Origin of the sequence: Pseudooceanicola batsensis HTCC2597, from assembly GCF_000152725.1 — a bacterium.
In the GTDB taxonomy this organism is placed as follows: Bacteria; Pseudomonadota; Alphaproteobacteria; order Rhodobacterales; family Rhodobacteraceae; genus Pseudooceanicola; species Pseudooceanicola batsensis.
In genome coordinates this window covers 112,993-127,119 of sequence record NZ_AAMO01000009.1, presented here as the reverse complement: position 1 = coordinate 127,119, position 14,127 = coordinate 112,993, and the positions used below count along the sequence as shown (strand labels likewise).

Here is a 14,127-nt window from a genome sequence, read left to right as displayed (position 1 = left end):
CACCTGTTCAAATTTTCCGGAACCAACTCTAATCAGGGCGATCCTGCCCTTATCAACAATCGGATAGGCAGCAGAGGCTGTTCCACCGCAATCCCGTCGATCATAGCACCGGCCAGTAGACTGGCGGTGGTTGGGCCCAGAGTGAAACCTTGGTGGCCGTGGCCGAAGTTGGCCCAGAGACCCTTCTGACCCGGGATCTCTCCGATCATTGGCAACATATCGGGCATGCACGGCCGCACTCCGACCCAAGGCTCATGCTCGACCGGCTCACCGACCTCGAACAGCTCTTTCGCTGCACGCCTCGCTCGCTCGAGTTGCACGGGTCGGGTCTTGGATCCATCGCGCGCGATCTCCGCTCCGGTCAAAACTCTGAGCCCGCCGGCCATCGGTGCAAAGACAGCACTGCTGGCGACATCGACGAAAGGAATACGGGGCCCGTTCTCTGCAGGGAGATGTAAGTGGTAGCCTCGCTTAGGAAATAGCGGTACCTTCAGCCCAAATCGCTTGCATAGCTCGGCCGATCGCATTCCCATCGCAATAACCGCTTGTTTCGAGGTCACGCGGTCGCCGCTATTCTCCTGAACATGCCAGAAATCGGCATCTCGGGCCAGTGTCATAGCATTACCATGTAAGACCTGCCCACCACGAGATCGGAACAATGAAACGTATGAAGCGACGAGCGCTCCGGGGTCCGTACAGGTCCAAGCGTCGATCCAGTGAATGGCACCCGCCATGCGTTGCTTGAGACCAGGCTCGCTCTCGCAAAGAGCGCGGCCATCGAGCGCGGAAAAGCGCACGCCGTAATCACGAGCCAGCCGTTCTGCACGAGACGCTGCAACCCCAAGTTCACGCTCATCACGGAATGCGTGGACAAACCCCTTGCGCTTTATGAGATGCTCCGAACCTGCATCAGCGATCCACGGCGCATGATCAGCGGTGGCACGAGAAGTGAGTTTGACGTAAGTTTGTGCGATCCGCCGGTGTCGCGAAGGCGCTGAATTGCGAAAATAGCCCCAAAGCGGGCGGAGCATGGCAGGCAACGCCGTCGCCTGCCACGCAACTGCGTTACTACGGCCAGATGCAATAGCCGCGAGTTGGCCCAAGGACCGCGGCATGGCGTATGGTTCAGCAGCTTCAGCCTGAATTATTCCTGCGTTACCGGAACTACTCTGTGCCGCGGGATCGCCGCGATCGATTAAGGCAGCCGATACGCCTCTTTCCTGCAAGGCAAGTGCTGTCGAGACGCCGACCATCCCGCCGCCCAAAACGATTACGTCATACATGAGCGGCTTATTTCCCCCAGGGCGTTCCTTGGGACGAATGGTTCTCTTCTGCAAATCGACGAAGAACCTGCCCAGGGCGCCGGCCGGTCGAAGCATTATCTTGCCACACCGCAATCCCGTTCACGAGGACTGAATGGATTCCCTCGGCTCGAAGGGTTGGTTCTTCGAACGTCGCCCGATCGCACACGAGATCGGGGTCGAAGAGCGTGATGTCGGCAAAGGCACCTTCTCGGATTACTCCCCGATCGTGGAATCCGAACTCGGATGCAGTCAAACCTGTCATCTTGTGGACCGCCGCCTCCAGGCTGAGCAGCCCCTTGTCACGACTGTAGTGGCCAAGTACTCGCGGAAATGTTCCCCAAAGTCTTGGATGAGGAAATTCATCGTGGGGCAAACCATCTGAGCCAATCATCGTCGGCTCGAATGCGAGGATACGATCTACGTCCTCATCATGCATCCGAAAATAGACCGCACCGGCCGGTTGAAGTTGAGCAACCGCTTCCTCCACGGAGCAGTTCAACTCCTCTATGATTTCAGACAGATCCCGGCTGGCAAACTCCGGCCGCTTGCGGGACCAGGTCACGAGCGTTCGTCCGGAATTCTTAGCGTGATCCAATGTCAATATCGTCGACGAGGCCGTATACGGATAGCAATCGAGGCTTACTTTCTGCCGCTCCATCTCGTCTGCGATCACCTCCAACGTTTTTACTGACTGCCCATGCGCCGCGGCGCCGGCAAGCTTGTGGTGAGAGATGAGTGTCTGAACGCCAAGAGTGCGTCCGATCGTGAACGTCTCGTCAAGCGAAGCCATCGTGGCGACGCCCTCATCCCGCATATGAGTGGCGTGTATCCCATTGTGTGCCACCATCGGCCGGCATACCTCGATCACTTCTGCGGTGGTTGCCGCTATTGCGGGTGGATAGGCAAGCCCGGTGGAGACACCTATTGCTCCCGCCTCCATTGCCTCGGCCACCAGCTCCTGCATTCGCTCGATCTCCTGGGCGGTGGCTGGTCGATCAAGCTCATCCATGACGATCGCACGAAGCGTAGTGTGCCCCACGTAGATGGCTGAATTGACAGCCGCGGGCGTTTCCTGCAGCGCAGAGACGTACTCAGCAAAAGTTCTGTACCGGTACCACTCACCGGTGTCGTCGAGCAGGTCGAGCGGCGGCACCACCGGACGGGAGACTCGCTTAGGCATCGGCGCCAAGGATATCCCGCAATTTCCGGCGACAACAGTCGTTACACCTTGGCTCACCTTCGGAACCATGTTGCCGTCGGCCAACAGCATCCGGTCATCATGCGTGTGTGCATCGATGAAACCCGGAGCGACTATCAGTCCACCGGCATCGATAGCCTCGTCCGCAGTGCAGGAGCCAAGAGAACCCATGCGGACGATCCGATCGCCTCTGACGGCCACGTCAGCCGCAACGCCTGCAGCACCGGTACCATCGATTACAGTACCGTTGCGGATCAAAAGGTCGAAGTGATCGGTCATGATTGCTCCTCAAACCGGACAGAAGTTGCGGAAATCCCAATGCCGCCCGGGTGCCGCCTCGAACAACTTTTGAGTATACTCTTCCTCGGGTCGGCCCAAGACATGCTCTGCAGGACCATGTTCGACGATCCGCCCCTGGTTCATTACGAAGATCGAGTCACAGATTCTGGCCGCAACTCTGAGATCGTGCGTGATAAACAGGATTCCCACGCCAGTGCGTTCTCGGATCTCGTCGAGCAGCTCCAAGACCTGTTCCTGGACGGATACGTCAAGTGCCGAGACGGCCTCGTCAGCCACGAGAACCGCCGGTTCAAGCATCAATGCGCGGGCGATACAAATGCGCTGTCGCTGCCCCCCAGAAAACTGATGTGGATACCGGTCAAGTGCGGCCGTCGAAAGCCCGACGAGTTCCATCAATTCTTCAGCGCGCCCCATCGCGGCATCATGAGGTGTCCCGAAGTTGGTCGAGCCTTCTACCATTGAACGACCAACTTTCACCCGTGGATTCAGAGACCGGTACGGGTCCTGGAACACCATCTGGATGTGCCGACGCATCTGACGTCGTTCGGCTGATCGTGCGCCTTGGAGTCGATCACCGCAAATCGTGATGTCACCCGAAGTTGGTTCTTCCAGGCCGACGATGCAGCGGGCGACAGTGGATTTTCCAGACCCCGATTGGCCTACCACCCCAAGAATCTCTTTTTGGCGAAGTGTCAGGTTAAGATCAGCTACAGCTTGAATTTCGGAAGCGGAGCGCAGGAACCTCTTTTTTTGGAACGTCTTGTTGAGGCCCGCGACGCTGAGTACTGTCTCTGTATGCAACGGCTGTCTCGGCTCGGGAACGAGGCTCGGTACGGAAGAGATCAGCATGCGCGTGTAATCGTGGGAAGGCGATCGTAGTATCGTCTCCTTGTCCGCGACCTCGACGACATTGCCATCCCTCATGACAACCACTCGGTCGGCGATGTCCGCAACGACGCCCATATCATGAGTGATGAAAAGAACCGCCGTATTCTGACGTTCCTGCATCTCGCGGATCAGGGTTAGAATCTGCTGCTGCGTCGTGACGTCCAGCGCTGTGGTGGGCTCGTCTGCGATCAGTAGATCAGGCTCCAAAATGAGCGCAATGCAGATCACGACACGCTGTCGCTGGCCGCCTGAGAGCTGGTGAGGGAAGGAGTCGTAGATGCGTTGAGGGTCCGGGAGGTGAACGGTGTCGAGCATTTCGAGCGTGCGCTGGCGCCGCGCAGCGGCCCCCATCTTCGAATGCAGGAGGAGAACTTCTTCGATCTGCTTGCCCACCTTCTCCACTGGGTTCAAAGCAGTCATCGGCTCTTGGAAGACCATCGACATGCGCGCTGAGCGTAGCTGTCGCATTCGCTCCGGCCTCGCCTGGAGAAGATTTTCGTCACCAAGAAAGACCTCACCGCTCGTTGGCTCAAGCGCATTTTTCTGCAAGAGACCCATGATTGAGAACGCTGTTACGGACTTTCCGGAGCCGGACTCGCCGACTACACAAAGTGTTTCTCCCGGCCCAACTTCGAAGCTCACGTTTTCGACGACATTCTTCTGGTCGCCATGCGTCAATCCGACGGTCAGGTCTCGGACACGTATGACAGGCGATCCATAAGTTCCGGCATCATCGATCATGTCCGTTTCTCCATTTTGGGGTCGAGCGTGTCACGCAACACGTCACCCAACACGTTGACACTGAGGAGCGTGAGCGCGAGTGCGAGACCGGGCCAAAGCACCAGCCCTGGAAAGAGCTGGAAATAGGATCTGCCTTCCGACATGATGTTGCCCCAGGACGGGATTTCGGTTGGTAGCCCAGCCCCAAGAAAGCTCAGGGTCGCTTCCGTGAGGATGGCCGAAGCAAAGACGAAGGTGCCTTGAACGATTAGGGGTGCGACGGTGTTCGGCACCATATGGCGCAGAAGGATACGCCGGACCGGGCTACCCAGCGTGATTGCAGCCTCGACGTAGGCCTCTGATCGCACGTTAAGGATAACGCTTCGCACGAGACGAACCACGCGCGGAATCTCGGGAATCGTTATCGCGACAAGTACTGTCAGCAGCGACGCACCTGTGAGCGAAATCAACGCGATCGCCAGCAAAATCGACGGAATAGCCATAATGCCGTCCATCGTGCGCATTATCACCGAGTCCAGTGCACGGAAGTAGCCAGCAAAGACGCCGATCACGAGCCCGACCGCGACACTGACGAGAGCTGCACCGGCCCCCACGAGCAGGGACACCCTGGCCCCGTGCAGTACGCGCGAGTAGACGTCGCGCCCATAGGCATCTGTGCCAAGAGGGTGCTCGATCGTCAAACCCGACAGTCGATCGGCTGGCGCAATGGCTGTCGGGTCCGCCGTCGCAAGCAGTGGTGCGAATACCGCCATTAGGAGCACCAAGGTAAGTATGACTAATGAAACCAGCGCCGGACCGCCGCCGAATGCCAGCCGCAACCTTCGCAGGAGCAGGCCTCGGCGAGTCATAGAAATCTTCTCTCCGCTTGTAGAAGCAGCGGGGCCCTCGGATGCGTATTGCTTCACTTCAGCGTCCCCTTAGTAACGGATGCGCGGATCGAAAACCGTGTAGAGGATGTCGACCACGAGATTGATCAGGATGTAAGTAAACGAGAACAAAAGGATGAGACCCTGGATGACCGGGTAATCCCGGGCAAGTACCGCTTCGACAACCAGCCGGCCTAGGCCGGGCAGATTGAATACGGACTCGGTGACGACCACCCCCGTTATCAAGGACGCGATACCGATACCGATAATGGTGACAATCGGGACAGCGGCATTTCGCAGAGCATGGCGCAAAAGGATCCTTCGCCCGGTAGCCCCTTTGGCTCGGGCCGTCCGAATGTAGTCTTCGCCAAGAACCTCGATGATACTGCTGCGTGTAATGCGTGCGACGAGAGCAATGTACACGCCACTCAGGGCAAGCACCGGCAGGACCAACCTCTGGAGAAAGGGAAACAACCCTTCGCTCGGCGGGCGATAACCTTGCACTGGCAGCCAACCAAGTTTCAGTGAGAAGAAATAGATGAGGACATATCCTGTCACGAAAATCGGGACAGAAAAGCCGAGAACCGAGAGTGCCATCACGATCCGATCAAGGTATCCTCCAAGCCTCCCGGCTGCGACAATCCCCATCGGGATCGCCACAAGGATCGTCACGGAAATGGTACCCACTGCCAAGGCCAGAGTTGGTCCTACGCGATCCGCAATCATCTTAGTGACCGGAACGCCGGATAGGAGTGAGACGCCAAGGTCTCCCGATATGATGTTTTTGCACCACGTTGCGAGCTGGACGAGTATTGGCTCGTCCAGCCCAAGGCTTTCGCGGATCTGCGCGAGTTGCTCCCCAGTAGCATCGTTTCCCGCGAGAATGGCCGCAGGGTCTCCCGGCGTCAGGCGCAGGAGGGCAAAAATCACCACGGCGACGATGATCATCACCGGTACCGCGGACAGCACTCGTTTGAGGACATAGGGGAGCATGGGCAGACCTTAGTCTTCTTTTGAGATGTTCCAGAACAGAGTGATCGGGCTTTCGAGGAAGCCACTCCACTCCGAGCTCCAGGCCGCAGGGATGCGGAATTGGCCGAGCGGCCCGACGACACCCTCGTCGATGGCGATTTTCTGGATCCTCTTGGCGATTTCTTTCTGTTCTTCGACTGAGGCAGCCTTGGCGTAGTCGAGCCGAAGCTCGGATATCTCAGGTACGTCCGGCCAACCGGCCCAGGACTCGCGCCCATCCGTCGAAAGAGGCGTGTTCCCGAAAGGGTCGCCACTTGTTGCAAGGATGCTGTAGGTAGAGAAGATGTTCCACCCGCCCTCCGAAGGCGCATCTTGGTTGCCTTGCTGGGCGGCCAGTGTCTGCCAGTCCATCATCTTCATCTGGACGTTGAAGCCGGCCTTGCGAAGCGCGTCACCGATGACGATCGGCTGAGGGACTACCATTGCCAGATCGGTCGGCGCCATTATGACCACTGGAGTATCATCGTAGCCGGCTTCTTCGAGAAGCGACTTCGCCTTCTCGATCTGCCCTTCTACAACCCATTCCTTACCGTATTCGTCGCCGTTGACATTTCCGCAGCCCATAATTGCGGCACAGGTACGGTAGTATTCAGGATTTCCGACCAAAGCTTGCATGACATCTTCCTGGTCGACCGCTGCGATCGCTGCCTGACGTACCAGCTTGTTGTCGAACGGAGAATGGAGCCAGTTCATGCGGAAGTAGGTCCAGGCACCAAGCGGATCCAAGATGTTGACGTCGATATCGGACGCGTTCTCAACCAACGGAAGGAGATCGAACGGCACTTGTTGGATGAAATCGACCTCGCCACTTTGAAGTGCATTGATCGCTGTCATCTGGTCCGGCATCGTCAGCCATTCGACGCGATCGACCTTCACGTCCTTGCCGCCGGCAGTCCAGCTCGGCGGCTCGTCACGAGGTACGTATTCTTCGAATTTCTCGTAGGCCACCTTGATGCCCGGCTGGAACTCCTCTTCTACGAAGACGAAAGGACCCGATCCGACATACTCGTCAATCGACTCGCTCGCGGGCGTCTCCGCGATGCGCTTCGGCATCATGAAGGGAGCGCGCGAGCTCATTTTCGAGAGCCCCGCCAGAAGAAGCGTAGTCGGCGTGTTGAGTTGCACCTTGAAGGACTTATCGTCGACGACTTCGATGTTGTCGACCATCGTCATCAGAGGCTTTGCTGTGCTGTCGATATCCGCCCAACGCTTAATGGACGCTACGCAGTCTTCGGCGGTCACCGGAGCGCCGTCATGCCACGCAAGCCCGTCACGCAAAGTGAAAGTGTAGGTCTTTTCGTCTTCCGAGACTTCCCAGTCGGCCATCTGCGGACGGACATTGAAGTCGGAATCCACCCCTAGGAGTGTATCGTAGATCATGTACCCGTGGTCTCGGGTGATGAACGCCGTCGTCATGATGGGGTCGGTAATGCGAAGTCCGGACTGCATCACGACTCTAAGCGTTTCCGCACTTGCCGAGGTTGCACCTAAAGCGATCGCTGCGCCCGTTGCAGCAGCGACCAGTCGGTTCTTCCCGATTCTTGTAGTCTGCTTATTCATGAGCTTCTCCTGTTGCTCTGTTGGACTTGAGTGAAGTTCTTGTCAGCGCTTGTTGTTGAGCTGCGAAATGGTTGTTGTCGGCGAGATGTACTCGAGGCTCGTTCGCACCGCGACGAGTGCGGGCCGCTTCGCCGAAAGCGCTTTTTCCAGCGTCGGTCGTATCTCGCCCGCCCGTTCAATTTGAAATGCGAGCGCTCCGAAGCTTTCGGCCCACGCCCTGAAATCAGGGTTCTTCAGGTCAGTCATCGCAAGGCGGTTTGGGAAGCTCTTTTCTTGGTGCATCCTGATCGTTCCGTAGGACCCGTTGTCGGACACGACCAGGACAGGACAGGCGCCATACTGGAGCGCAGTCGCAAGCTCATTCCCCGTCATCAGGACCCCGCCATCGCCGGCAAAGCCAACCACTTGGCGATCAGGGAAGCGAAGGCTTGCAGCAACGGCTCCAGGCACGCCGAAACCCATTGCGCCAGAGCAAGGACCAAGCATCCGTCGCTGCCCGCCAAATCGGAATACTTTCTGAACCCACGCCCCGAAGTTACCCGCGTCGCTCGCGATGATCGCGTCATCGGCGAGGAGTGCATCCAACTCACGTACGACAGCACCAAACACGACGCCGTCTTCCGCCTCGTCTGGCCCTTCCCACTTTCGCAGTTGAACCGCGCCTTCGTGAAGTTCGCGAGTCCAGCCGACATGGCGGTCGTCAGGTCGCTCTGGAACGTTCTCCGCGAGCTGTCTCAAAACCTGGACAGGGTCCGCAGCAATGCCAAATGCAAGATCTCTGAAGCTACCCAGTTCGTTTGCGTCGGGCCATATCTGGATCACGGGCTGGGAGGGAACTGGGGCCGCAGGGAATGTGTAGCCTTGGCTGGTTACATCACCCAGTCTCGCGCCCACTGCGACAACAAGGTCGCTTTTCGATAGAGCTTTGATCAGTTCGGTCGGTACTCCGTAGCCCATGTGGCCCGCGTAGTTCGGATGATCGTTGTTTATTACGTCGATCTGTCGAACAGCTGCCGCAACGGGTATCCCGAGCTTCTCCGCGACATGAGTTACGGCTTCCCGGCCCTCTTCTGTCTGTAGAAGGCCACCTGCAATGATTAGAGGTTTGTGCGAGGCACCAATCATTTCACAAAGACGAGCTATGTCATCGCTCGACGCCGCGGCGCGTGTCCGCCCACGGGCCGGCACCTGTACGCTACTCACAGCATCGTCGAGCATGTCCTCCGGGAGGGAAACTACTACCGGACCTGGCGTCCCCGAGCGTGCTTTGTGCAATGCCGTCGCAACGATGTCACCGACCCGGTCAGCATCACGGACTTCGGCCGTCCACTTGCACATGGAGCCGAATACGAGGGAATGGTCCACTTCCTGAAATGCGTTCATTCCGAGGTGCGACCGCTCCACCTGTCCCACGAAAAGAACAAAGGGGACTGCATCCTGCTGCGCAGTATGAACTGCGATTGCGGCGTTCATAGCTCCCGGCCCGCGACTCACAAACGCGACCCCGGTGCGGCCGGAAATCTTGGCGTCTGCGACCGCCATGAAACCCGCTCCGCCTTCATGTCTCGCGGTCACGACCTGGAGCTCTGACACATCCACCATGGCATCAAGTACGCTCAGGTAGCTCTCACCAGGTACGCAGAAAACACGATCGATACCGTGCTGAATCAATGACCTCGCGAGGAGGTCAGCTGCTCTGGTCATTCGTCTTTCTCCAAGTTGTTCGACGCGCGGGCTTCTTCGAGCGTTCTCAACGACTCTTCCCGCAAATCCTCGGGGAGCGCGGAGATCATTAGATCAACCGCATTCCATATTCGGCCCCACCCCTCCTCCGTACGCAGCGGGACACCGAGAAATACATCCTCGGTCTTGGCACGAAGTGACAGGTACAAGATCCCCGCCAGGAGTACGCCTACGAAGGCCGGAACGTCTGCCGCATCAGTCAAGCCATCGAGCCGATTGATAAAGGTCCGCGCTTCCCGTTCACGGCGGGCCCTAAGCCGATCGCCTACCTCCGTGCGTTCGATTAGCTCCCAACGCCGGACCGCCGCGACCGCTTGGTCGCGAGCGAGAACTGTTTCCTGCTCGCGCAACATTCCGCGTATCAATGCTGCGGGAGTCAGGTTGCTCGTATCGTCGGCGCGAAGAACACCTGCCTTGCTGCTCCAATAGTCCCGACCTTGCATCCAGGCAGACATCAACCCTGGCAGACCATCGAAGTACCGGTAAATCAGCTCCTTGCTTACGCCCGCGCGCTTTGCAATTGCATTCACCCCAACACTCTGCATTCCGCCTTCGATCAGCTGGGCTTCGAGCGCCTCAAGAATTGCCTGTTCAGTCTTTTCGCGGCGCGACATCCTCACGACCTCCTTACTGCGAAGTGGTATTGATGTGAGGCGTGTGGCGTAGCTAAACCATTGCCGAGCGTGGCGAACACTTCCGTCAGGCAAGTTCCTGCAAGCGAGCTGTTCCGCCAGACCGGCATACCGGAGTAGACGACCGAGGTGATACCCTCTGCAGCAGGCCACCAGGGATCTGCTCGCCCAATTCCCAAGACCCCGCCATCATCGTCGATCTCGATCCAGTCCTCTTCCGACACAGAGACGGGTGCTGGCCTTCCCAACTTGGCGATGAAGTTTTTGGAAGAAGATCCCGTCAGGCGCGACCAGATCAGATCTCCAATCGCGACGTGATCCCGACAAGCGTTGTTGAAGTAGATCGAGTTTCCGAGCATCGCGAAACCGGCCTCCTTTTCGAGGCGGGAAACTTCAAGCAGATCGACCCGGCGTTGAACCCGTGCGGAATTTCCGAAACCGATCTTTCCATCTGCAGCGACGGCAATGAGTCCGAAGTCTGCTTCCGGGTTCTCTTTGGTCTCCGACTGCACCGCCTCGTGGGGTGCATGGCCTTGCGCCATTCGTTCAAGCGCCGAAGAATTCAGCGGCAGCCCCGATGAACCAATACGTTGGGGCAAGCGGTGGCCCGTCACGAGACCAAGACCATCCCGCCCTGCGAGAAACTGCGAAAGCGGTTCCGGCCTGTTCGGACCGCTGGAGATCGCTGCCGCGCAACGCACCCCCGGCCGCAGATCGAAGTCATCGAGGGCCGTAATACCACCACACTGAAGGCTCACTTGCTGATGCTGACCGTGTTCGTCGAGAACAGAAAAGACCACGAAACCACCAATAGAACCGCGACCAAGTACTTCAGTCGCCAACACTCCTTCGAGCACCGCCCTCCCAGCTTCCAGCCCATAAGCTGCGATCCCTACCGTCATAGTGAATCCGTTCCATCCCCTTGTGACCACCCGGTCACATTCACACCCTATGAGATTCTTTCTGCCTGTCAACGGCTGTCTGTTTGAATGGCTCGAGGTCGTGGGCAAGCTGTTGTTTACCCACATGCAGCGCGGAAAAATTCATCCGTCACCAGGCATCACTTGACCGAGAATGCAGCCCAAGCTTTCGGGGTAGACCCTTAATCGGCAGCGGGCCTCGCGGTCTGCCCCTTTATTTTCGTTCTTACTCGAGCAGCGAGTGCAGGCACCGGGCTCGATCTCCCCTTCACGGATTACCATCGATGGAATGGCTGACGACAATGTCAGACGAATTTCTCTGCTACGAGGGCCTCAAGAAATGGAAAAGCCGCGGCGTGACGCGCCCGGAGCCCGAAAATCAATGCGAAGGGCGATGGAGGCAAGACAACGATCGACAAGAACGAAGATAGTCGCGGCCAGTACGCCCGCTTTTTCACCTACGACGTCATCTTTCGCGCGCACGAATATGGCGGGCGCCCCAACCAGACGCTGGCTGCTCGCATATCACCAACAGCATGCCCAAAACATCCTGGGCTTCCTCAGCTCTCCAAATGCACTTTCCGGATTCGCGACATCATAGACGACGGGAGGACTCTCGAGGTTCGCTGCCACGATTGCGGCAGGATCGTCGTCTTAGAGGGCGACATGACCTGCCCCCGAACGACCGAAGCCCGCGCCATCCTAACCGGAGGCGCGGCCCGCGTGTCGGAGTGCCGAGATCAGACGCAGGCCAGCTAGCGATGACGACCCCGGAGGCCACGTCAAATTACACTTCTCCCTAGGCCCAAAGGCCCCGACGAGAGACACACTGATGGCGTCCCTTACGAAGCGGTTTGTGGGTAACGTTCTTCGGCAGCTGTCTCGAGGGTCGACTCCTAAATGAGAGTTGGCGCGTAGGAACTGCTCTAGGCCCGCCCTGACAGGTTTACGCCTCAGCTGCCGGCCATGAGCGGAGCGAGCGGTGCATGGTGTCGGCTCGAAGCGGCATTTGCAGCATACAGGGTAGACGTCAGCGGCTATTTCCAAGAGCGCTATTCATTCAATCCGAAAGGTGAGCGCGTGCTGACCTGCCACGGGATTTTTCCTCCACCGTCGATTAGAGTCCGGCCTATCTTGAGGACGGACAATGAAGCGAACGAGATTCACGGACGAACAGATCATCGGCATCCTGAGCGAGCACGAGGCTGGTGCGAAGTGCGCTGACCTGTGCCGCAAGCACGGCATGTCCGAAGGCACCTTCTACAACTGGAAGGCCAAGTTCGGCGGCATGACGGTGTCAGAGGCCAAGCGGCTGAAGGCGCTGGAGGATGAGAACGCGAAGCTGAAGAAGCTGCTGGCCGAGCAAATGCTGGATCTGGCTGCGATGAAGGATCTGGTTTCAAAAAAGTGGTAGGGCCCGCCGTGAAGCGTGAAGCCGTCGCGTATCTTCGGGCCGAGCATGGCCTGTCGGAGCGGCGGGCCTGCCATATCGTCGGCGCGGATCGAACGATGATACGCTACCGATCTCGGCGTGCCCCGGACACGGTTCTGCGCGGTCGGTTGCGGGACCTGGCCCACGAGCGGCGGCGGTTCGGTTACCGACGCCTGTTCGTCCTGCTGCGCCGCGAGGGTGAGCCCTCGGGGATCAACCGGATCTATCGGCTCTACCGCGAGGAGGGGCTGACGGTGCGCAAGCGGAAGGCCCGGCGCAAGGCTGTCGGGACGCGAGCCCCGATCCTGGTCGAGGCGCGGCCCAATGCGCGCTGGTCGCTGGATTTCGTCCATGACCAATTCGCCAATGGCCAGCGCTTCCGGGTTCTCAACGTGGTCGACGACGTCACCCGTGAATGTCTCGCGGCAATACCGGACACCTCGATATCGGGGCGCCGCGTGGCACGTGAACTGACGGCCCTGATCGAACGCCGTGGCAAACCAGGAATGATTGTCAGCGACAACGGCACGGAACTGACCTCCAACGCCATCCTGCGGTGGTGTTCCGAGCACCGGATCGAATGGCACTACATCGCGCCAGGCAAGCCGATGCAGAACGGCTTCGTAGAGAGTTTCAACGGCCGGATGCGGGATGAACTGCTCAACGAGACCATGTTCCGGAACTTGGCCCACGCGCGGATCGTGATTGCCGCTTGGGCTGCCGACTACAATACAGAACGCCCGCATTCGGCCTTGGACTACCAGACCCCGGCTGACTACGCACGGGCCCTGACCACCGCAATCGCCCGCCCCGCTGCGCGAGATGAAAGCTCCGCGCGTCGGGCGATTGCTAAACCTGCGCCGATCGGCGTAAACACCAACCGGGCTCCGGTCGCGGCTGGATGAAAGTTCAGTGGCAGGTCAGTGCAGGCACATGGTCTTGATCTGGGTGCGGTCCGCAACGGTGAGATCACGCCCATACGTTCGGTTCCACTTCAACGTGTTGCGTATTGCGCCGCCTATGAATCCGCCCATCAAAAAGAGATCGCCGTGCATTAACCACCCCGCGTCACGAAGGGATTGGAGAATGTCTCCGATGAAGTCGGAGCTACCACGAAAACTGACAATCACGTCCTCGGCCGGCAACAACGGGACGTTCGACAGGTATTCGAACAGTATCGCTCGCTCAGGGTCCGACCAAATGAAGTCGATGTAGTTGTCGAGGTATCTCTCCAACCGCACTTCCGGCGCAGCCGCCGGGTCGTCGCCCTCGACCAGCAGCGTCGTGACCTCCTCGGCGAGGCGTTCGTAGACGGCGCGGATCAGGTCCTCCTTCGAAGCAAAGTGGTTGTACAGCGAGCCGATGGCCACCTCGGCCTGTCCGGCGATCTTCGACATTGAGGCCTGCGTGCCGTGTTCGACCAGCAGTTTCGCGGTCGCATCGAGGATGCGGTCGCGCATCGGTATTGGTTTTGTCATCAGATGAATGAACCTTCATTCAGTCGTTACAAA

11 protein-coding genes are annotated in these 14,127 nt (G+C 58.5%); 1 reads left to right on the top strand and 10 read right to left on the bottom strand.

Annotation, left to right across the window (positions count from 1 at the left end; all coding sequences use genetic code 11):
* Positions 1–32: 32 nt before the first annotated feature.
* From OB2597_RS21195 to OB2597_RS03215, 9 genes are all read right to left on the bottom strand, one after another.
* Positions 33–1,283, bottom strand: coding sequence for an NAD(P)/FAD-dependent oxidoreductase (locus tag OB2597_RS21195; RefSeq protein WP_040608978.1), 1,251 nt, complete (start codon positions 1,281–1,283; stop codon positions 33–35).
* A 7-nt stretch (positions 1,284–1,290) separates the two neighbouring features.
* Positions 1,291–2,781, bottom strand: coding sequence for an N-acyl-D-amino-acid deacylase family protein (locus OB2597_RS03250; protein ID WP_009804085.1), 1,491 nt, complete (start codon positions 2,779–2,781; stop codon positions 1,291–1,293).
* 9 nt (positions 2,782–2,790) lie between these two features.
* Positions 2,791–4,431 (bottom strand): dipeptide ABC transporter ATP-binding protein, encoded by a 1,641-nt coding sequence (locus tag OB2597_RS03245; protein ID WP_009804084.1) that lies wholly within the window; start codon positions 4,429–4,431, stop codon positions 2,791–2,793.
* Positions 4,428–5,279: an ABC transporter permease gene (locus OB2597_RS03240; protein ID WP_009804083.1), complete on the bottom strand. Its 852-nt coding sequence runs from the start codon at positions 5,277–5,279 to the stop codon at positions 4,428–4,430. Before OB2597_RS03240 ends, OB2597_RS03245 begins: the two co-directional genes overlap by 4 nt.
* Before the next feature lie 69 nt (positions 5,280–5,348).
* A complete protein-coding gene (locus OB2597_RS03235; protein ID WP_009804082.1) occupies positions 5,349–6,290 on the bottom strand; it encodes an ABC transporter permease in 942 nt (313 codons plus the stop codon).
* Positions 6,291–6,299: 9 nt separating this feature from the next.
* On the bottom strand, positions 6,300–7,889 hold the full coding sequence (locus OB2597_RS03230) for an ABC transporter substrate-binding protein (protein ID WP_009804081.1): 1,590 nt from the start codon (positions 7,887–7,889) through the stop codon (positions 6,300–6,302).
* Positions 7,890–7,931: 42 nt separating this feature from the next.
* Positions 7,932–9,593, bottom strand: coding sequence for a thiamine pyrophosphate-dependent enzyme (locus tag OB2597_RS03225; protein WP_009804080.1), 1,662 nt, complete (start codon positions 9,591–9,593; stop codon positions 7,932–7,934).
* Positions 9,590–10,246: a TetR/AcrR family transcriptional regulator gene (locus OB2597_RS03220; protein WP_009804079.1), complete on the bottom strand. Its 657-nt coding sequence runs from the start codon at positions 10,244–10,246 to the stop codon at positions 9,590–9,592. The genes OB2597_RS03225 and OB2597_RS03220 overlap by 4 nt, the downstream gene beginning before the upstream one ends.
* 2 nt (positions 10,247–10,248) lie before the next feature.
* A complete protein-coding gene (locus tag OB2597_RS03215) occupies positions 10,249–11,166 on the bottom strand; it encodes a DUF6963 family protein (protein ID WP_050759191.1) in 918 nt (305 codons plus the stop codon).
* A gap of 1,165 nt (positions 11,167–12,331) precedes the next feature.
* Between OB2597_RS03215 and OB2597_RS03205 the strand changes: the two genes are divergently transcribed.
* Positions 12,332–13,521 (top strand): IS3-like element ISOba1 family transposase gene (locus OB2597_RS03205; protein WP_086000820.1). Its coding sequence is split into 2 segments (ribosomal slippage): positions 12,332–12,584 and positions 12,584–13,521, totalling 1,191 coding nucleotides; the frame shifts between segments, so codons are not numbered across the junction.
* A gap of 15 nt (positions 13,522–13,536) precedes the next feature.
* On the opposite strand, the gene OB2597_RS03200 is transcribed toward OB2597_RS03205, so the two are convergent.
* A complete protein-coding gene (locus OB2597_RS03200; RefSeq protein ID WP_009804078.1) occupies positions 13,537–14,076 on the bottom strand; it encodes a TetR/AcrR family transcriptional regulator in 540 nt (179 codons plus the stop codon).
* Positions 14,077–14,127: the final 51 nt, after the last annotated feature.

Bases quoted from the DNA above. Each gene is read 5' to 3' on its own strand.
- OB2597_RS03220 (WP_009804079.1), bottom strand. From the start codon at position 10,246: ATGTCGCGCCGCGAAAAGACTGAACAGGCAATTCTTGAGGCGCTCGAA.
- OB2597_RS03200 (WP_009804078.1), bottom strand. From the start codon at position 14,076: ATGCGCGACCGCATCCTCGATGCGACCGCGAAACTGCTGGTCGAACAC.
- OB2597_RS03240 (WP_009804083.1), bottom strand. From the start codon at position 5,279: ATGACTCGCCGAGGCCTGCTCCTGCGAAGGTTGCGGCTGGCATTCGGC.
- OB2597_RS03245 (WP_009804084.1), bottom strand. From the start codon at position 4,431: ATGATCGATGATGCCGGAACTTATGGATCGCCTGTCATACGTGTCCGA.
- OB2597_RS03230 (WP_009804081.1), bottom strand. From the start codon at position 7,889: ATGAATAAGCAGACTACAAGAATCGGGAAGAACCGACTGGTCGCTGCT.
- OB2597_RS03250 (WP_009804085.1), bottom strand. From the start codon at position 2,781: ATGACCGATCACTTCGACCTTTTGATCCGCAACGGTACTGTAATCGAT.
- OB2597_RS03235 (WP_009804082.1), bottom strand. From the start codon at position 6,290: ATGCTCCCCTATGTCCTCAAACGAGTGCTGTCCGCGGTACCGGTGATG.
- OB2597_RS03215 (WP_050759191.1), bottom strand. From the start codon at position 11,166: ATGACGGTAGGGATCGCAGCTTATGGGCTGGAAGCTGGGAGGGCGGTG.
- OB2597_RS21195 (WP_040608978.1), bottom strand. From the start codon at position 1,283: ATGTATGACGTAATCGTTTTGGGCGGCGGGATGGTCGGCGTCTCGACA.
- OB2597_RS03225 (WP_009804080.1), bottom strand. From the start codon at position 9,593: ATGACCAGAGCAGCTGACCTCCTCGCGAGGTCATTGATTCAGCACGGT.